This window comes from Thermodesulforhabdaceae bacterium, from assembly GCA_037482015.1.
Lineage (GTDB): Bacteria > Desulfobacterota > Syntrophobacteria > Syntrophobacterales > Thermodesulforhabdaceae > JAOACS01.
In genome coordinates this window covers 421,885-439,933 of sequence record JBBFKT010000001.1, presented here as the reverse complement: position 1 = coordinate 439,933, position 18,049 = coordinate 421,885, and the positions used below count along the sequence as shown (strand labels likewise).

18 protein-coding genes are annotated in these 18,049 nt (G+C 42.9%); 14 read left to right on the top strand and 4 right to left on the bottom strand.

Going from position 1 to position 18,049, the window contains the following annotated elements:
* Window positions 1–36: 36 nt before the first annotated feature.
* On the bottom strand, window positions 37–327 hold the full coding sequence (locus WHS38_01990) for a PxxKW family cysteine-rich protein (GenBank protein MEJ5299739.1): 291 nt from the start codon (window positions 325–327) through the stop codon (window positions 37–39).
* 169 nt (window positions 328–496) lie between these two features.
* Here WHS38_01990 and pilB point away from each other — a divergent pair, with 169 nt between their 5' ends.
* The 9 genes from pilB to WHS38_01945 all read left to right on the top strand — a co-directional run bounded on the left by pilB (window position 497) and on the right by WHS38_01945 (window position 10,950).
* Window positions 497–2,212, top strand: coding sequence for a type IV-A pilus assembly ATPase PilB (pilB, locus tag WHS38_01985; protein ID MEJ5299738.1), 1,716 nt, complete (start codon window positions 497–499; stop codon window positions 2,210–2,212).
* Between the two features lie 24 nt (window positions 2,213–2,236).
* Window positions 2,237–3,457: a type II secretion system F family protein gene (locus WHS38_01980; GenBank protein ID MEJ5299737.1), complete on the top strand. Its 1,221-nt coding sequence runs from the start codon at window positions 2,237–2,239 to the stop codon at window positions 3,455–3,457.
* A 24-nt stretch (window positions 3,458–3,481) separates the two neighbouring features.
* A complete protein-coding gene (locus tag WHS38_01975) occupies window positions 3,482–5,167 on the top strand; it encodes an ATP-binding protein (protein ID MEJ5299736.1) in 1,686 nt (561 codons plus the stop codon).
* A 286-nt stretch (window positions 5,168–5,453) separates the two neighbouring features.
* Window positions 5,454–5,744: a co-chaperone GroES gene (gene groES / locus WHS38_01970; protein ID MEJ5299735.1), complete on the top strand. Its 291-nt coding sequence runs from the start codon at window positions 5,454–5,456 to the stop codon at window positions 5,742–5,744.
* A gap of 30 nt (window positions 5,745–5,774) precedes the next feature.
* Window positions 5,775–7,397, top strand: a complete 1,623-nt coding sequence (gene groL, locus WHS38_01965; protein MEJ5299734.1) for a chaperonin GroEL — start codon at window positions 5,775–5,777, stop codon at window positions 7,395–7,397.
* 358 nt (window positions 7,398–7,755) lie between these two features.
* Window positions 7,756–8,679, top strand: coding sequence for a polyamine aminopropyltransferase (gene speE / locus WHS38_01960; GenBank protein ID MEJ5299733.1), 924 nt, complete (start codon window positions 7,756–7,758; stop codon window positions 8,677–8,679).
* Complete coding sequence (locus WHS38_01955) at window positions 8,676–9,173, top strand: hypothetical protein (protein ID MEJ5299732.1); 498 nt, start codon at window positions 8,676–8,678, stop codon at window positions 9,171–9,173. Before speE ends, WHS38_01955 begins: the two co-directional genes overlap by 4 nt.
* Window positions 9,170–9,784 carry a hypothetical protein gene (locus tag WHS38_01950; GenBank protein MEJ5299731.1) on the top strand — a complete coding sequence of 205 codons (615 nt, stop codon included), beginning with the start codon at window positions 9,170–9,172 and terminating at the stop codon, window positions 9,782–9,784. Before WHS38_01955 ends, WHS38_01950 begins: the two co-directional genes overlap by 4 nt.
* 2 nt (window positions 9,785–9,786) lie before the next feature.
* Window positions 9,787–10,950: a glycosyltransferase gene (locus WHS38_01945; GenBank protein ID MEJ5299730.1), complete on the top strand. Its 1,164-nt coding sequence runs from the start codon at window positions 9,787–9,789 to the stop codon at window positions 10,948–10,950.
* Here WHS38_01945 and WHS38_01940 read toward each other — a convergent pair.
* Entirely contained in the window at window positions 10,921–12,459 is a 1,539-nt protein-coding gene (locus WHS38_01940) for a YifB family Mg chelatase-like AAA ATPase (GenBank protein MEJ5299729.1), read from the bottom strand. The two genes, WHS38_01945 and WHS38_01940, sit on opposite strands and share 30 nt — an antisense overlap.
* A 183-nt stretch (window positions 12,460–12,642) precedes the next feature.
* Here WHS38_01940 and WHS38_01935 point away from each other — a divergent pair, with 183 nt between their 5' ends.
* Both WHS38_01935 and WHS38_01930 read left to right on the top strand, forming a co-directional pair.
* Window positions 12,643–13,305 (top strand): DnaJ domain-containing protein, encoded by a 663-nt coding sequence (locus WHS38_01935; GenBank protein MEJ5299728.1) that lies wholly within the window; start codon window positions 12,643–12,645, stop codon window positions 13,303–13,305.
* A 626-nt stretch (window positions 13,306–13,931) separates the two neighbouring features.
* The gene (locus tag WHS38_01930) at window positions 13,932–14,537 is read left to right on the top strand and encodes an XRE family transcriptional regulator (protein ID MEJ5299727.1); all 606 of its coding nucleotides are present in this window, start codon (window positions 13,932–13,934) and stop codon (window positions 14,535–14,537) included.
* A gap of 32 nt (window positions 14,538–14,569) precedes the next feature.
* On the opposite strand, the gene WHS38_01925 is transcribed toward WHS38_01930, so the two are convergent.
* Together WHS38_01925 and WHS38_01920 are read right to left on the bottom strand one after the other, a co-directional pair.
* Window positions 14,570–14,875, bottom strand: coding sequence for an AF1514 family protein (locus WHS38_01925; protein MEJ5299726.1), 306 nt, complete (start codon window positions 14,873–14,875; stop codon window positions 14,570–14,572).
* Window positions 14,876–14,888: 13 nt separating this feature from the next.
* Window positions 14,889–15,626: a transglutaminase-like domain-containing protein gene (locus WHS38_01920; GenBank protein ID MEJ5299725.1), complete on the bottom strand. Its 738-nt coding sequence runs from the start codon at window positions 15,624–15,626 to the stop codon at window positions 14,889–14,891.
* A gap of 166 nt (window positions 15,627–15,792) precedes the next feature.
* On the opposite strand from WHS38_01920, the gene WHS38_01915 reads away from it, so the two are divergent.
* The 3 genes from WHS38_01915 to WHS38_01905 all read left to right on the top strand — a co-directional run bounded on the left by WHS38_01915 (window position 15,793) and on the right by WHS38_01905 (window position 18,048).
* Window positions 15,793–16,560 (top strand): ComF family protein, encoded by a 768-nt coding sequence (locus WHS38_01915; protein MEJ5299724.1) that lies wholly within the window; start codon window positions 15,793–15,795, stop codon window positions 16,558–16,560.
* Between the two features lie 17 nt (window positions 16,561–16,577).
* Window positions 16,578–17,363 carry a carbon-nitrogen family hydrolase gene (locus WHS38_01910; protein MEJ5299723.1) on the top strand — a complete coding sequence of 262 codons (786 nt, stop codon included), beginning with the start codon at window positions 16,578–16,580 and terminating at the stop codon, window positions 17,361–17,363.
* Window positions 17,364–17,733: 370 nt separating this feature from the next.
* Window positions 17,734–18,048 (top strand): hypothetical protein, encoded by a 315-nt coding sequence (locus WHS38_01905; protein MEJ5299722.1) that lies wholly within the window; start codon window positions 17,734–17,736, stop codon window positions 18,046–18,048.
* The last annotated feature ends 1 nt before the right edge of the window (window position 18,049 follow it).

Below are 18,049 nucleotides of genomic sequence, written 5' to 3'. Positions count from 1 at the left end.
TGCCCTGTCTGAACTAATTTAAGTTACGAAAGAAACTTACTTCTTACCTTTTGCTGCGCGCTTGGATGCCTTAAGAGGATTGATTTTTTCTTGCTGTTGCTTGGAAGTTTCAATCTTTACATGAGTAGCCATGTTGCAGGGACCAGTTTTCCACTTAATCGATGGATTGGGATAAATAGTGCAAAACTTTCCTCCTTCCACCTCGGTAATTCTCTGGCATCCTTCACATTGCTCTACAATAGGATAACAGGTTCCGCCGTTGTATCCACATCCAGTCGGAGTCATAAAAGCGCATTCTGAACCGGCTCTAACTGTCTGGCAAATCATTTTGATAACACCTCCTAATTTTCACTTTTCTTCTTACCGAAGTCAGCCGAATAATAAGAATGGTAAAAGAGATGTCAAGTTTTTTCTATTGAATGATAATTTAAAATAGGGTAATCAGTCAAATAATGATTCTCGATCAAAACGAAATTGTATTGATGAGGAATAAGATATGAGCCAAGTAGGCGCATCGAAAAGGCTGGGCCAGCTTTTGATTGAAGAAAGCCTGATATCAAAAGAGCAACTCCAGGAAGCTCTTAACGAGCAGATGCGATCTCGTGAACGCCTAGGAGCAATTCTTATAAAAAAAGGTTTTATAAACGCGACAGATCTTGCTGTAGCTCTGGCAAAACAGCTTAAACTTCCCCTTGTAAACCCTCTTAAAATCAACATTCCCGATGAAATCCAAAATTTGATTTTGCAAGAAACGGCTGAAAAATATCAGGCTGTTCCTTTCGGACTGACTGGGAATGTGCTTCATGTGGCAACATCAGATCCTACAAATCGTCTTATGGCTGATGACCTGCGTTTTCTTACTCAAAAAGCCATTAAAATTCACGTAGCCCCGGAAAATGCCATAAAACAAATTCTAGAACACAGAAAGGCTTCGTCGAACGATTCGCTGGATGAAGCGCTAAGACTACTTAGTGATGACATTGAACTAACAACGGAAGGACCAGAAGATTTAGATCTAGCGGAAATCCAAGGAGAAGCCGGCGATGCTCCTGTTGTTAAGCTGGTTAACTCCCTACTCACAGATGCCATTCGTAAAAAAGCCAGTGATATTCATATTGAGCCTTACGAAAAGACACTGCGCATTAGATACCGTATTGATGGTATTCTTTATGAAATCATGCGTCCTCCTGTGAAATATAAAAATGCCATTTCGTCTCGTATAAAGATCATGAGCAATCTAGACATAGCAGAACGCAGGCTTCCGCAGGATGGAAGAATTAAAGCTAAAATTCTGGGTAAAGAAATAGATTTTCGAGTTTCCTGCCTTCCCACTATATTTGGTGAAAAAGTAGTGCTTCGAATTCTTGATAAATCGAGCCTTCAACTTGACATGACTGAACTGGGATTTGAACCTGATCAACTCGATGCCTTTAAGAGAGCAATCTATCAGCCTTACGGCATGGTGTTAGTCACCGGTCCTACAGGAAGTGGAAAAACTACTACACTTTACAGCGCTTTAATGGAATTAAACAAAACGGAAAGAAATATTTCCACAGTGGAAGATCCTGTGGAATACAATCTTCCAGGTATAAACCAGGTTCAGGTCCACGAAGCTATAGGACTAACCTTTGCTGCAGCTTTAAGAGCCTTCTTACGACAGGATCCTGATATTATCATGGTGGGCGAGATTCGAGACTACGAAACAGCAGAAATTGCAGTCAAGGCAGCTCTTACGGGACATCTTGTATTGAGCACATTACACACAAACGATGCTCCCAGCACAATAACTCGACTCATAAACATGGGAGTAGAACCCTTTCTGGTTGCTTCGGCCCTAAATCTAGCTTTAGCTCAAAGGCTCGTAAGGAAACTCTGCAACCAGTGCAAAGTAGTGAATGATGCGATTACACCAGATATACTACTTGACATAGGTGTGCCAGAACACTGGATAGAATCTGGGTTTACATGTTTTAGCGCTAGAGGCTGTGTTGCCTGCAACAACACTGGTTACAGAGGAAGAGTTGCTCTTTATGAAGTAATGCCTATCCACGATGAATTGCAGGAACTAATACTGGCAAACGCTCCAGCCGCAGAAATAAAAAAAGAAGCCATAAGGCTTGGAATGAAGACTCTAAGGATGAGCGGGCTTAATAAGGTTAGAGAAGGTATTACGTCTATCGATGAGGTTATGCGGGCAACGGCTAAAGATTGATAAAAGACATCTAAGGAGGGGATCTTGCCTGAATACGTATGGGTTGGTATTAATCGAAGAGGTGATAAGGTAAGTGGGCTTCTTGAAGGCGTTAGTGAAGCAGCAATAGAGCAGATTCTAACCCGTCAGGGAATAAAAATATTAAAGGTTAGACCTCGCCCCAAACATATTTCAGAATATCTTCCCTTTCTTAGCCCAAGAGTAAAACTGCCCGAAATCGTAATATTTACTCGACAGCTTGCAACAATGATAAACGCTGGTGTTCCCATAGTTCAATGTTTGGACATATTGAGAGATCAGACAGGCAATATAACATTCAAAAAGACGCTAAGAGATATAAGGGAAAACGTAAAAGGTGGACAGACATTATCAGAATCTCTATCAAAACATCCTAAAATCTTCGACGAACTCATGGTGCACCTTACTCGTGCCGGAGAAACAAGTGGTGCTCTGGACATCATAATGAATCGACTAGCCGACTATTTAGAAAAAGTAATGGCTCTTAAGCGTAAAATCAAAGGAGCAATGGTATATCCCATCGCCGTGATCTCTTTCGCAATTATCGTGCTGATGGTCATGCTTGTGTATGTTATACCGATATTTGCTAATATGTTCAAAGATGCTGGCCTTGCGCTACCTGTTCCTACTCTCGTGGTTATTAATATCAGCACAGCGTTAAGGAGTTATATCCACTGGATCATTATAGGAATTGTGCTTTTAATCTTTATTATCGTTAGAATAAGGAAAACAGAGCGAGGACGGCTTTTAACGGATAGATTAATTCTAAGGATTCCCGTTATAGGAGAGTTAATAAGAAAAGCATCTATTGCCCGCATGTGTAGAACTTTGGCAACACTTGTAGGTAACGGCGTTCCTATATTAGATAGCCTCCAAATTGTTGCAAGAGTTTCAGGAAATAGAGTTATAGAACGAGCTATTCTTTACGCTCGAGAAGAAGTAGCAAGAGGGCGTGGACTGGCAGATCCCGTTGAAGAAACTCGGGTATTTCCCCTTATAGTTCCAAGAATGATAGCTGTGGGCGAGACAACAGGGGCTCTTGACAGCATGCTCGGGAAAATAGCGGACTTTTTTGAAGATGAGGTTGATAGAGCTGTGGAAGCTCTCACATCTCTTCTTGAGCCATTGTTTATCATAGTGCTTGGTGTTATCATAGGCGGTCTCCTAGTGGCCATGTATCTTCCAATATTCCAGATCGGACAGGTTATTGGAGCACAGGGGGGTTAATAAACACAAAAAACCGTTCATCTTATGAATATCACCTATGGCGATTTTATACGCCGGTTAGCTATTCTTATTACCATCCGGTTTCTCCTTGGCATTGTTTTTCTTATTGTCGTGTTCATATTCATAACCCGGGGGAAATACGATTTTTCTTCTACGATATTATTACCATTCTACGCCTATGCTATTGCTCTCCTATCTTTTACCATCATTGGAGGGATTCTATTTCTATATTTCAAGAAACAACCAGAAACTACCAAAAAACCTAAGCCATATGGTTACATACAACTTGCCTTCGATATATTTTCGGTATCCCTTTTTGTTTATCTTTCAGGAGGCGTAATTAGTCCTTTCGCAGCTTTTTACATTCCCCTCATTATCATGGGAGCTATGTTATTTGGACTAAGAGGAGGAATATTAACAGGGGCAATATGCTTTATATCATATGGTTCTATTCTTTTATGCCAGTTTTACGGAATTTTCGAAGTTTATCATTATCACCTGAGCATCGTTGAAAGATCGTTGATAACAAACCTTTTTCTTCCCAATCTCATGGTTAATATTGTAAGTTTTGCTATAATTGCCATTCTATCCGGCATTTTTGTAGAAAAATGGCACATTGCCGAAGAACGTTTCAAATCGAGTTTTGCTCAACTCAAATTTCTTAGATCTTTACATGAAAACATACTGGAAAATATCCCTTCAGGAGTAATAGTTATAGATCTAAATAAAAATATTATTTACGCCAACCGAATGGCTGAACTCATCCTAGGTTTACCTGGTAATAAATTGCTAAAAAGCTCCATAAACAACATCATTGCCTTCCCTTTCAGATTAGAAGAAGTAACATTCCTTGCCAGAAGAGAATTAAACTATAACGATCCATCAACGGGAGAATTAAAAATTATTGGCTATACTATTCATGCACTTAACCTGACGGAAAAGGCACGAATATGGATTCTTCTATTTCAGGATCTGACTGAAGTAAAACGTCTTCAAAAGGACATGGAAGAAGCCGAAAGAATGAGTTTCGTTGGAAGAATCGCGGCTAACATAGCTCATAATATAAAAAATCCACTTGGCGCCATTCATGGTGCTGCTCAGCTTATAAAAGAAGAACAAAACCTTCTACCACCTGTGCTGGTTAAGGCTGGAGATATTATAATCCGAGAAGCTCGCAAGATAGACACCATTATGCAAGACTTCCTGAGACTTAGCCTTGCAAGCTTTCCAAGGTCATCTAAAGAGCCTATCAATGTGTCTTATGAGATTGAAAAGTTAAGACAAAAATTCTACGAATATTTTAATCAATCAGATCATTATCACATAAGTATCAAAACGGAACTACCAGATGATGCTCTAATTGCCGTTAATTCATCAGATTTTGAAGTTGTGATATGGAATCTCTTACTGAACGCAGCGGATGCCATGCCAAACGGGGGAGATATAGAAATAAATATTTCTCTGTCAAGTCAATCACCTACTGGGTATGTAGAAATTTCCATTAAAGATCACGGAACCGGGATACCACCCGAAATCGAAGAAAAAATCTTCCAGCCATTTTTCACCACAAAAGCGAAAGGAACCGGATTAGGTCTTAGTATTGTGAACCAAATTGTGAAAAAGTATAGAGGATTTATACAGTGGACATCTAAACAAGGCGAAGGATCAATATTTTCTGTCAGTTTTCCTCTAGAAAAAGGGGAGAACTGAGAAATATGCGAAGTCACCGCTTTACAGGATTATCAATAAGATTATTCTCAAAACGCTCAGTGGTTAACTCACAGGGAGAATTTTAGAAGCTTTATTAGTCCTTTGATGGTGGTGGAAAACTCTCCTTTACTACTTGGATAGATAGGGGCATAGCACACGGGAGAATTTCCGAACAACCTCTCTTATCCTCTTGCACACCAGGGGTGCAGTGATTATATTAGCACTCGGTTAAATCGAGTGCTAATCAAGACCAAAATTATACTGCCAAAAGGAGGGAGAGGAGAGTATGAAGCTGAGACCGCTCAACGATCGAATTGTGGTTAAGCGGATTGAAGAAGAACAGAAAACTGCTGGTGGAATCATAATCCCAGACACCGCTAAAGAAAAACCCATACGGGGAGAAGTTATAGCGGTCGGCGGCGGGAAATTGCTGGAAGACGGATCAAGAAAACCTCTTGATGTTAAGGTTGGTGACCGAGTCCTTTTCAGCAAATACGCTGGAACAGAGGTTAAAGTTGGAACAGAGGAATTGCTCATCATGCGCGAAGATGACGTCCTCGCTATCATCGAACAATAAACATCTCATCTGGAAAGGAGGACAATTTAAATGCCGGCAAAACAAATTATCTACGATGTTAAGGCTCGAGATGCCCTGCTTCGAGGAGTTAACGCTCTTGCTGAAGCCGTCAAAGTGACCCTGGGTCCCAAGGGACGTAACGTAATTATCGAAAAAACTTTCGGAAGCCCGCTTGTCACCAAAGACGGCGTAACCGTTGCTAAAGAAATAGAGCTAGAAAATAAGTTCGAAAACATGGGCGCCCAGATGGTGCGTGAAGTGGCAAGCAAAACAAGCGATGTCGCTGGAGACGGCACTACCACGGCTACCATATTGGCTCAATGTATCTACTACGAAGGATCCAAGCTCGTAGCAGCCGGTGCTAACCCCATGTCCCTCAAAAGAGGAATAGATAAAGCTGTAAAAATCGTCGTTGATGAACTCAAAAAACTAAGTAGCCCCGTCAAAGACGAAAAAGAAATAGCCCAGGTTGGCACCATATCCGCCAATAACGACCCCACCATTGGCAACATCATAGCCGAGGCTATGAGCAAGGTTGGTAAAGAGGGGGTTATCACCGTCGAAGAAGCCAAGGGAATGGAAACAACTCTTGATATAGTCGAAGGAATGCAGTTCGATAGAGGCTATATCTCGCCCTATTTCATTACCGATCCGGAAAAAATGGAGGTCGTCCTGAACGATCCTCTCATCCTTATTCATGACAAAAAGATCAGTAGCATGAAAGATCTTTTGCCTATTTTGGAACAGGTTGCCAAAATGGGGCGCGCTCTTCTCATTATAGCCGAGGATGTGGAAGGCGAAGCGCTCGCAACTCTCGTCGTTAATAAACTTCGAGGCACCTTACAGGTTTGTGCCGTTAAAGCTCCGGGCTTTGGCGATCGTCGCAAAGCCATGTTGGAAGATATTGCAATACTTACGGGTGGACAGGTTATCAGTGAAGAAAAGGGCATCAAGCTCGAAGGTGCCAAGTTGACCGACCTCGGGCGAGCCAAAACCGTTAGAATTGATAAGGACAACACCACTATAATAGATGGAGCAGGTGACCGTAAGTCTATAGAAGGTCGAGTGAAACAGATTCGAGCGCAAATTGAAGAAACCACGAGTGATTACGACCGCGAAAAACTTCAAGAACGCCTTGCTAAGCTTGTCGGCGGCGTGGCGGTTATCAGTGTTGGAGCCGCAACAGAAACCGAAATGAAGGAAAAGAAAGCCCGAGTTGAAGATGCGTTGAATGCTACTCGAGCTGCCGTCGAAGAAGGTATTGTCCCAGGCGGTGGAGTTGCATACATCCGCTGCATACCGGCTCTTGAAAAAGTCACCTTTGAAGGTGACGAACAGATGGGTCTTAACATTATCAAACGCGCCTTGGAAGAGCCAGCTCGCCAGATTGCTAACAACGCTGGCGAAGAAGGATCGGTAATCGTTCAAAAGATCAAAGCCGGCAATGGAGCTTTCGGATATAATGCCGAAACAGGCGAATTCTGCGATATGATCCAGGCTGGGATTATCGATCCCACTAAGGTAACTCGCTCAGCTCTCCAGAATGCCGCGAGTGTCGCTGGCCTGATGCTTACAACCGAATGTATGGTAGCGGAAATCCCAAAGAAAGAAGAAAAACAGCCCGGTATGGGCGGCATGCCTGAAATGTATTAATCAATAAGAAGAGGGCACGTTGCAATGTGCCCTCTGTCCCTTCCTACCAAAGCTTCCAACACCCAGACCAACCAAAAATTTTCCTTAATAAGATCTGTTTTTTATGAGGCTGTTCGAAAAAGATTTCGGCGATAAACTGCGGTTGCCCTATCGTAGGGGCACGGCATGCCGTGCCCCTACACATGATGCTATTTCAACCAACGATCTTGTTCCAGCGTCATCAAGACGTAAGAGTTTAAAAAGATTACAGATAAAGGATAATTTCTGAACACTCTCTTGTTTTTTATTGACCAATTCCCCATTAATGGTTCAAAAATTCTTTCTCTCTAAAACTCGTTACGGAGGTGCAATCAAAAAAATGGAAAAGGAACTCTATTTTTACGAACCCCTTACCCTGACAATGCGCCGTGGAGTAAAAGTCAACGCTATTCTTCATGCCCGACAATCGCCATATCAACTCATAGAAGTCGTAGAAACCGATGATTACGGCAGAGTTTTATTTCTGGACAGGCGTTTTCAAACTTCAGAAAGAGAGGAGTTTTTCTACCACGAAAGTCTTGTCCATCCCGCTATGATGTCTCACCAACAGCCCCAGTCCGTTCTAATAATAGGTGGAGGAGACGGTGGTGCCCTGGAAGAAGTGCTAAAATACCCAAGTCTAACTAAAGCAACGATGGTGGAACTAGATGGCGAAGTGGTGGACGTATCCCGCCGTTATCTTACATCGGTATGCGGTAAGGCTTTTAGCGATCATCGAGTAAATCTTGTTATAGGCGATGGGCGAGCTTTCCTCGAAGGCACAAATGAACGATATGATGTAATCATACTGGATCTTACCGACCCTATGGAACCATCCAAATACGTTTACACCAAAGAATTTTACGAACTATGCCGGGATCGATTAAACCCAGGAGGCATACTTTCATTACATAACGATTCGCCTTTCTTTTATCCTGAGGCCTTTAACGTCATAACCAAAACTGTAAACTCCGTGTTTCCCCATCAACTCCAGTTCATTACGTTCATTCCCGGTTATCTTCTCGATTTCGCATTCTCCATTTGTTCACCAACTCCCTTTCCAAATTTGACTCTTAAAGACCTGAGTAACCGGTTTGAAGAACGAGGGATTGGAGAACTTCTCTGGTATTCTCCTGAGCGTCATCTAGCACTTTTCCAGCTTCCGGGCTATGCAAAAAAAATACTCCAAACTCCCTGCTCTATATCTACAGACTCTAATCCTTACACAATAAAAACCCCAGAACTTGACACTTACGTGAAATGAATCCCTCAAGAATTGAAGACCTAATCGAGCAGGCTCGGGAGGCTTACATAGCCTACGAGCCCCTGTTAAAACACGCAGTTAAAGAATTCATGGAAGAAACTCTCAAGGCTGTAGAAAAGTCCCGGGTCGTTTTCCAGCGTTTGGGTGTAAGCGAAATATGCCGCCAATGTGATAAAGAAGAAGGAGGAAGCTGTTGTGGTGCCGGAATAGAATATAACTACACAGTTCCTCTATTGATCGCAAACATGCTCGCCGGTGTCAATTTGCCTATTTCCCGTTTCGATGAAAAAAGCTGCTATTTTCTCGGTCCTAAAGGATGTATGCTTCTTTTTAGACACACTCTTTGTGTAAATTTCTTTTGTAAAAAACTTTATGATTTGCTGGGAGCAGAGCAAATAGTCCTGCTCCAGATGACCATAGGTGACGAAATAGATCTTACCTTTAAGCTTTGCGAAGCTATATACAAAATTATGCAGACCAGTAAAAAGCCATGATTAACCAGAACACAGAAAGAACTCTTCGAGCCGTTGCCGAATTCTTCAACAACATCAAGATTGGCTATACAGGACACAGCGGCTACAGGAAAACTACTGATCTCTACGTCCTTCTTAATGCCTGTCAAGATCTAATAAAACAAGGCATCCTTACTCCACAGAAAACCGTGTTTCTTGACCTTGGATGTGGTGACGGGCGAGTAAATCTCTTTATGAGCTATTTAACCAGATGGTCCATCGGAATTGAACTTGAAGATTTCATTTACGATGAATACCCACTAAGGAAAAAAGAGCTCGAACATTACCTAAAGGATCGCAACTGCCTGCCTCTTCCGCCAAACATTTTCATCCTAAACGGCGATTCTCTAAACCGTGAAACCTATGATAGATTATTTAAATATACATCAACTAGCCTGAAAGACATCGATATCTTTTACACTTACATTACTCTTCATGACGTTTTTGCCGAATTTATTGCTAAGGAAGCCAAGCCGACAGCATTTTACATGGTGTATGGCTTCAATGCCATTCTACCAAGATATGAAGGCTTAACACTTGTAAGCCCTAATGTCGGAGGTCAGGGCTTGATAGCTCTTTATAGAAAGGAATAACGTTGAAAATATTATTCTACTGCCAGCACGTTCTGGGCATTGGGCATTTTTTCAGAAGCTTTGAAATTGCCAAGGCTCTTGCTCCACACAATGTACTCTTTGTAGAGGGAGGACACCCCTTTCGGGACATCACTTCACCGCCTCATATTAAAAGAATTTTCCTTCCACCACTTATGATGGACGAAGAATTTGAAAAATTTAATCTGGAAGGAGAAGAACTAGCGAGAGTTCAAAATGAACGTAAGGAAAAGCTACTTAGAGCCTACATCGAATTTTCTCCAGATGCCGTAATCATAGAACTTTTTCCTTTCGGGCGGAAAAAGTTTTCCTTCGAACTTATACCGTTTCTTCAGCAAACAAAGCTAAACTCCAAAAAACCGCTTGTTGCATGCAGTCTGAGAGATATTCTTGTTGAAAAGAAAAATCGCGACAGCTATGAGAGCTGGGTTCTCAGATACATCAATGATTTCTTTGACCTGCTTCTAATCCACGCTGATGAACGAATTATGAGGCTTGATGAGAGCTTCTCAAGAATAGACAAAATTTCTGTCCCCATTTTTTATACAGGCTTTGTAGCTAGACAGCCGACAAGACCAATAACCGTAAATAACCATAAAAAAGCCAGAAAAATTGTTGTCAGCACGGGTGGAGGCAAGGTAGGTAGCGAACTTATAGAAGCGGCAATTATAGCCCTGGGAGAGATTAAAGACTCTTCTATCACAATGGATGTTTATTTAGGTCCTTTTCTGGATACACAGAAAAAGCAAAAGTTGGAAGCAATGGCTGGTCATGACAGCCGCATTCAACTTAAACCTTTTGCCGTCGATTTCCTGGAAGTATTGCTTCAAGCTGATGTTTCTATCAGCATGGCTGGATACAATACGGTAATGGATCTTTTGAACACAGGCATCTATGGGATTCTTTATCCTTTTAGACAAAATCGTGAGCAGAGGCTTAGAGCCGAACGGCTTTCTCAATTCGGAAACTTTGCCATTATTGAAGAACCGGATCCAAAACTATTGCGGCAAGAGATAGAAAAAGCCCTGTCGCAGGAGCAATCCGAAAAAGTTAAACAGGAAAGTCAACCCATAAATTTAAGAGGTGCGGAAAGAACCAGAGAAATCATCGAGGCAGAATTAAACCGCAGGAATACTTCTATCAATTGATCGATACTGAATAGCCTCGAAGAGATGATAATCATGAATTTCGTTCTTTCCTTCCAAATCAGCAATTGTTCTGGCAACTTTTAGAATACGATGATAAGCTCGAGCACTGAGTTTAAGCTGCTTCAATGCTTCTTTTATAAGCTTTTTTGAAGACGGCGTGAGACTGCAAAAGGTGTCAATATGGGAAGCGGTTAGAGCCGCATTGCAGAAGATTCCTACGTCTTTTAGCCGCCTAAGCTGAACTTCTCTTGCTCGAATCACTCTCTCCCTTATGAATTCTGAAGATTCTTCACTCCCCTTTCCTTCCACAAGATCGTCATACTCCACAGCGGGCACATCTATGTGAATGTCGATTCTATCTATGATGGGACCAGAAATGCGACTTCTATATTTTGCAACCTGAGTAGCAGAACAGGTGCAGGTTTTCTGGGAATAACCAAAATAGCCGCAGGGACAAGGATTCATGGCAGCAACCAGCATAAACCGAGCAGGATAAGTGATCGTGGTTGTGGCTCTAGCAATGGTAACCTTTCCATCTTCCATGGGCTGGCGAAGCAATTCCAGAACATTACGACTAAATTCGGGAAACTCATCCAGAAACAGAACTCCATTATGGGCCAGGCTTACTTCGCCAGGTTTCGGCACAGAACCGCCACCAATGAGTCCCGCATAGGAAATGCTGTGGTGAGGCGACCGAAAGGGTCTGGTGGTTATCATAGGAGCATCGCTCAAGAGTCCTGCAACACTGTAAATACGAGTCGTTTCAAGAGATTCTTCAAAAGTTAACGGTGGAAGGATGCCTGGAAGTCGTTGAGCGAGCATAGTTTTTCCTGCCCCGGGTGGTCCAATAAGAAGAACATTGTGTCCTCCTGCTGCCGCCACCTCAAGCCCACGCTTAGCATGGTGTTGCCCTCTTACATCAGAAAAGTCGAGATATGCATTAAAGGTTTGTTCAAAAATCCTAGCTCTATCTACTCTATGAGGACCTATCGCCTTCTTGCCACTAAGAAACATCACAGCTTCTCTAAGATGCTTTACAGGATAGACTGTTAGATGATCGCCCACAAGAGCCGATTCTGATGCGTTTCCTTCTGGAACCATCAAGGCTTTAATCCTATCCTGACCAGCTCTAACCGCCATAGAAAGAGCCCCATGTATGGGCTTTACATATCCATCCAGAGAGAGTTCTCCAGCCATAGTGATAGAATTTATTGAAGACGGTGGTATGCATCCGGCTGCTGTTAGAATCCCTACAGCAATGGGAAGATCAAAGCTAGCGCCTTCTTTTTTAAGTTGAGCAGGGGCAAGGTTTACAGTGATACGCTCTACGGGAAAATCGTAACCGCTATTCTTTATGGCTGATCGAATCCGTTCTTTGCTTTCCTTAACCACATTATCGGGAAGTCCTACAATATTAAACTGTGGCATTCCAGGCGAAAGATCTACTTCTACTTCAACAGGATAGGCGTCAATGCCTACAATGGTAAATGTAAAAACTTTTGAAAGCATAACATCTTCTCTCTATGTTAGTGTCTTAAGAAATCGTTGTCAGGTCGCCACGGAATAGTTGAAAAACTGTTTTTCCTTCTGATAAACTTCTATTGTCAAATACTACATTTCATCCTCTTGAAAAAGAGGAAAACCACCCATAGGCAGAAGCACCTGAAGCAATTACATGGGAGAATTTAAGCCATGGAATGCTATTACAAATTGCTTGGATTATCTTTTGACGCATCAGAAGAAGACATTCGGCGATCTTTTCGCCGTCTGGCTCTCAAATGGCATCCAGATCATTGTAATGATCCGCAAGCTAATGAACGCTTTCAGAAGTTAAGAAAGGCTTACGAGACTCTCATCAGACCATCAACAAGAGAGAGCTACAACCGTTCCATGGGCTATCCCCCTCCGGGAAAAAACTCAAACGGCAATGGAACATCGCAAAAACGGACAATTCGTAGCGCATCATCTGACATAGCAAAACAATACGAGCAATCCATTCAAGAGAGAATGAAGGAATACTTTGGCATATCATGGGAGAAATCGAAAAGGTGCTGGTGGCGAGATCTTCGCTTTGATATTTACTTAACACCGGAACAGACTAAGGAATCGAGACTTGAGTCGATATCTTACGTAAGACTTGTTTACTGTCAAACCTGTATGGCTAAGCCGGGAGTATTCAGAGACTGCACAGCCTGTGTAGGTCGAGGCTTTGTTGAGGAACCCTTCACTTTGGAAGTGTCTATCCCGGCGGAATGTCCTGCCGAATACAGCATCTACTATCCAGAATTAGGTGATCATCCATCACCAGATATGCCTCCCGGGGGATTGATAGTAAAAATTCATGTAGTGTCATAAAGCCTACCCATCCCGCACTGAAACTATTCTAAAACTATCCCCTATTTGGGATTTTTTAGTCCCCTACGTTTTGAGGACGTTGGAACAAGATCGTTGGAGTAACGGATCATTGGGATGGGCACGGTCAGTTTGACCAATCCCCTCCCACACCACCCGGCATGCGGGTCCGCACCGGACGGTTCGAGAAGTTGAATCGGCCCTTCGCCACCATAGGGCAGCTACTACGGCATCTGCTCACTTCTCGCTCCGGCTCACCACCATCACCCTTTCAGGCGCATGTAGGGGCGACATATGCGTGGCCCATTTAATAATTTGGTGCGCCCGTGCTGGGCGCAGAGAACGGACGGCGGGGACGCCGTCCCTCCTAAAACGGCGGTAAAATATTGGGATGGTCGCCCCCCTCGGCGACCGATGCAACTGGAGGACTCTCACCTCCAGGAGCACGTCCATGCCAGGCGCACCGCATGTAGGGGCGACGCATGTGTCGCCTCTACAATAGGGCAACCGCAAGAGTTATCAACGCGATCTTTTCCGAACATCCTTAACCCGCACTTGCACATTTCATCAAAGTTTGCTAATCTCAAAAAACCTTTGGGTAAAACATTTATAAAACAAGGGGAGGATCTATGGGCGCAGATAATGATTTGACTATGGCAGTTAAGGCGCTAAAACTTGGAGCCAAGGTAAGGGAACTAAGAACTAAAAATCGCTATACTCTTCAAGACCTAGCTAACAAGACAGGACTGTCTAAGCCTTTTCTCTCTCAAATAGAAAATGACCATGTTGTGCCCCCTATTGCAACTCTTCTAAAGCTGGCAAGAGCCTTTAACGTAAGTCTTAGCTATTTTTTTCAGGACGAAACAACAACTCAAAAAGTGTCCATAACCAGGCAGAGTGAACGCATAAGAGTTGAAAGACGTCCTCATCACGAACGCGAAGGAACCGTTTCCTACATTTACGAATCTCTAGAGACCAAGAAAAGAGATAAACACATGGAGCCCTTCTACGTTGAGTTTCCCCCTATTAGTGTGGAAGAAATGAATTTTACCTCTCACGAGGGCGAGGAGTTTCTATACATCCTGGAAGGGAGAGTCGAATTCAGAAGCATTGATATGGTTGAAATACTTGAGGCAGGCGACAGCATCTATCTTGATTCCTCAATAAGCCACGCCTTTCGGTGCATTGGTGACAAACCAGCCAAGGCTGTAGCAGTAATATGGAGCAAGCCCTGAATAAAGCTCTGAGCAGCAGTTCTCCAGCTCGTTTAGGAAACGTTAGGGACGAAAAACACAAAAATAAACGTCTCGTGGTTAACGCTAACTATAAAATTCCCTCCACGGGATTTTGCATATACAAGCCATCCCGGCATTTCTTCGCTACAACATTCAACAGCCGGGGAAAAAGCGTTTTTTAGGCTGTCATACCAGGCTATCATTATTGCTTCTTCGTGTTTGCTTTTTGCGGCTTCATCTGCCGCTTTGAATGCTGTAGCAAAATCAGCATTTTCTAACTGAATTTCTACAACTGGAACCCAAAACATCGATCGATCAGGCTTGAATGAACATTTCATAACTTCATCTCCTTCATTTAGAATGCTGTTCAGTTTCTTCTATCCATTTATTCACGCGTTCCTTGCCGTAAGCTTTTTCCCAGGCTGAAAGAATCTCATCTATTGGCACATCGGCTCTCGTGCCATGAAAAGCCACATATTCCATGAACCGGCGAGGCTCCCGATTTGTTCTGGTGGTTATCTCGCTTTCACCAGCCAACAATCCACCCTTAGATGCCATTTCCACTTCGTCAAGCGGTGGTGCATAAGCCTGAAAGACCGCATCATGGACTCCGTCGAATTCTAGAGGAGGAACACCGAATTTGACGCAGAGTTCTCTGTGAAAGGTGGGAGAAGCTTTAATCCACCGCCCATTAAGGAAAAACTCCACATAACCGTGATACACGAAAAGATCCGAACCCAATCTCTCCAGAAAACGCTTCGTTGCAAGATGATTTCTCACATCGGCGAAACCAAGCCGGCAGGGAATAGATTGAGCGCGAGCGAGAGCACAAAGAAGAGACGCTTTAGGAACACAAAAGCCCCTTCTTCGTTTCAATACTTCGCTTGCTCGGTAATGTTCCGTCTTATGAAACGGGCTATAAGGATCATAGATGATTTCGTCCCTTACCCAATTGTAAAGCCCTATAGCCTTTTCAGCAGTAGATTCAATGTTCCCAGCAATTTGCTTAGCAAGATCTCTAATGGAAGGATGATCACTGTCAATAATGGATGTAGGTTGTAGATATTGAACCAGGTCTTCTTGAGTCATTCTCGGTTCCTCCATCGCCATCAATCCTCTACTATTAAATTAAGCTAACCACCCTGTTCAACAAAGCAATAGCCCATCAAATTACTTCTTGCAACAACCACTGAATTAAGCAAAAGTTTCTAAATCAAAAGCAAGCAATTACAATGGATAAGGCGGGGAATTGGGTATGGTTTGGATGAGCAAGCGTATTGGTCGTATTCTGGAATTTGCCAAAGATTTCCTGGCTCCTCGGCGGTGTCCCTTATGTGGAGAGATCATCTGGTCTAAAAAGCCTTGTTTCTGGTGTTCCTCATGCTGGGAAAATCTGCCCTGGCTTAAACCGCCTTTTTGTTCAAAGTGTGGAGATCCTTTTTACATTTTCCCCGTAGAAAATCGTTCAGAAGAACTGTCTCTATGCGGTGAGTGTCTTACGACATCGCCACCATACGACATGATACGCTCCGCCTGTGTTTACGATGGAATCGTAGCAAAGCTCATAACGGGGCTTAAATACGGAAAGCGGCTTTACGATGTCCCAAGCCTAGGAGAACTCTTAGGGGAAGCAATCTTTAGATGGCTTAGAGAAGAAACAATAGATCTTATCGTCCCGATTCCCATGCATATAGACAAATTAAAAGAGCGAGGATTTAATCAATCGGTTTTGCTAGCAAAAGATCTTGCAAAGCGAGTTGGAATTCCATGGAATCGCTCGGTGCTTGTAAAAATAAGGAATACGCCGCCCCAGGTTAGACTCCATAAAACGGCAAGAAAGAAGAACCTGAAGGGAGCCTTTGCTGTTCACGAATTATGGTCATCGCGATTAAGCGGGACCACCGTGCTTCTTGTTGACGATGTTATTACAACTGGCTCAACAATATTAGAATGTGCTAAGATTTTGAAAAAAGCCGGCGCATCAAAAGTTATTGGACTATCTGTGGCAAGAACTCGAACATAAAAACGAGGTTTTAGGCGATGGAAATCTTTAAAGCCGTGGCATTGCAGTTCTCGGTAGAAGAAGGCAACCTGGAAGCAAATATTCAGAAAGTGGACCTTTTAGGGGCACATCTGGAGTCTATTGAACCCAAGATTGTTGTTCTTCCGGAAATGTGGGCATCTGGCTTCGATTACAAAAGGCTTCCTGAAATAGCTTCTAGAGCATCTTATGTTCTGGAGTGGATGTTTAGATGGTCCATCAAATGGAATGCAGTTCTAGTGGGATCAACAGCGGAAAAATCAAAAAACGGTATAGTCAACAGAGCTTATATAATTGATCCTCAATCGGGCATAGTCGGAACCTACGATAAAGTTCACCTTTTCTCGCCTCATGGAGAACATCTTCATTTTACTCGTGGATCTCTTCTGCCGGTTGTTCAAACATCTATATGCCGAATTGGGGTAGTAATTTGCTACGACATCAGGTTCCCGGAAATATGCCGCCTGGTAGCCTTGAAAGGTGCAGAATTCCTTTGCGTCCCGGCTCTATGGCCTCAGGCAAGAGTTTCCCATTGGCGAATTCTACTTCGCGCCAGAGCTATCGAAAACCAGCTATTTGTTGTGGGATGTAACGGTTGCGGGAAAATTGGCAACATGGTTTATCCTGGAGCATCGGCCATCATTGATCCCTGGGGTGAAGTGCTCGCCGAAGGGGGAAGTGATGAGGAAATCCTGATCACCACTATTAACCTGCCAACAATCGAAGATGTCCGGTCTAGAATTCCATGTTTTCAAGACCGAATAGATCCGGCAAAATTAGGTTAAGCGGAGATGATTTGTTCTGAGAGTGTTCTAAAAAAATTCGTAGTAAATTGTAGGGGGGCGATGCATGCGTCGCCCCTACAGTTATGTGGTGAATCATATATTAAAGAAACATAAAACATAAAACTAATTTAAGGGCGACGCATTCGTCGCTCCTACAAATCTATACCTATGCAAAGGCAACTCTGTATGGAAAAAATTTTTCGAACACTCTTCATCAATCTACAAAAAATCTCTCACGGGAGATAATTATCCTTCTAACGTTTCTTTGTGCTTGCAATCTCAAGCCGTGCATGATAAAGGAAGGTGGGACAGGGACTTAGTCATGATGACTTTCGTTATCGAATGACACAAACATAGAGGAGGAAAAACGATGAAAGTATTTGTTGGAGGATTGGCTTCGGCGTTTTTAGGCATAATCGGCATCCTGATGTTCTTTAAGGAATTCCTTCACATTCTTGCTGGTGCCTTGCCGTTAGTATTGCTCCTTGGTGGTATAATGGCTGCTTACCTTGGATATGACGAAGTAAAAGATCAAATTAATATACCATTTTTAAAGAAAAAAAGCGGTGACGCCCCTGAAGCAACTTCATCCGCAGGAAGCGAAGATATAAGCAAATACAAAGAAGAACTTCAAAAATACAAAGAAGAAGTAGAGAAGCTCAAAGCTGAGCTTCAGAGCAAATAAA

What these genes read in the sequence shown, in the direction of transcription:
- WHS38_01990 (MEJ5299739.1), bottom strand. Translation starts at nt 327, where the DNA reads ATGATTTGCCAGACAGTTAGAGCCGGTTCAGAATGCGCTTTTATGACT.
- pilB (MEJ5299738.1), top strand. Translation starts at nt 497, where the DNA reads ATGAGCCAAGTAGGCGCATCGAAAAGGCTGGGCCAGCTTTTGATTGAA.
- WHS38_01975 (MEJ5299736.1), top strand. Translation starts at nt 3,482, where the DNA reads ATGAATATCACCTATGGCGATTTTATACGCCGGTTAGCTATTCTTATT.
- groES (MEJ5299735.1), top strand. Translation starts at nt 5,454, where the DNA reads ATGAAGCTGAGACCGCTCAACGATCGAATTGTGGTTAAGCGGATTGAA.
- groL (MEJ5299734.1), top strand. Translation starts at nt 5,775, where the DNA reads ATGCCGGCAAAACAAATTATCTACGATGTTAAGGCTCGAGATGCCCTG.
- speE (MEJ5299733.1), top strand. Translation starts at nt 7,756, where the DNA reads ATGGAAAAGGAACTCTATTTTTACGAACCCCTTACCCTGACAATGCGC.
- WHS38_01955 (MEJ5299732.1), top strand. Translation starts at nt 8,676, where the DNA reads ATGAATCCCTCAAGAATTGAAGACCTAATCGAGCAGGCTCGGGAGGCT.
- WHS38_01950 (MEJ5299731.1), top strand. Translation starts at nt 9,170, where the DNA reads ATGATTAACCAGAACACAGAAAGAACTCTTCGAGCCGTTGCCGAATTC.
- WHS38_01940 (MEJ5299729.1), bottom strand. Translation starts at nt 12,459, where the DNA reads ATGCTTTCAAAAGTTTTTACATTTACCATTGTAGGCATTGACGCCTAT.
- WHS38_01935 (MEJ5299728.1), top strand. Translation starts at nt 12,643, where the DNA reads ATGGAATGCTATTACAAATTGCTTGGATTATCTTTTGACGCATCAGAA.
- WHS38_01930 (MEJ5299727.1), top strand. Translation starts at nt 13,932, where the DNA reads ATGGGCGCAGATAATGATTTGACTATGGCAGTTAAGGCGCTAAAACTT.
- WHS38_01925 (MEJ5299726.1), bottom strand. Translation starts at nt 14,875, where the DNA reads ATGAAATGTTCATTCAAGCCTGATCGATCGATGTTTTGGGTTCCAGTT.
- WHS38_01920 (MEJ5299725.1), bottom strand. Translation starts at nt 15,626, where the DNA reads ATGACTCAAGAAGACCTGGTTCAATATCTACAACCTACATCCATTATT.
- WHS38_01915 (MEJ5299724.1), top strand. Translation starts at nt 15,793, where the DNA reads ATGGTTTGGATGAGCAAGCGTATTGGTCGTATTCTGGAATTTGCCAAA.
- WHS38_01910 (MEJ5299723.1), top strand. Translation starts at nt 16,578, where the DNA reads ATGGAAATCTTTAAAGCCGTGGCATTGCAGTTCTCGGTAGAAGAAGGC.
- WHS38_01905 (MEJ5299722.1), top strand. Translation starts at nt 17,734, where the DNA reads ATGAAAGTATTTGTTGGAGGATTGGCTTCGGCGTTTTTAGGCATAATC.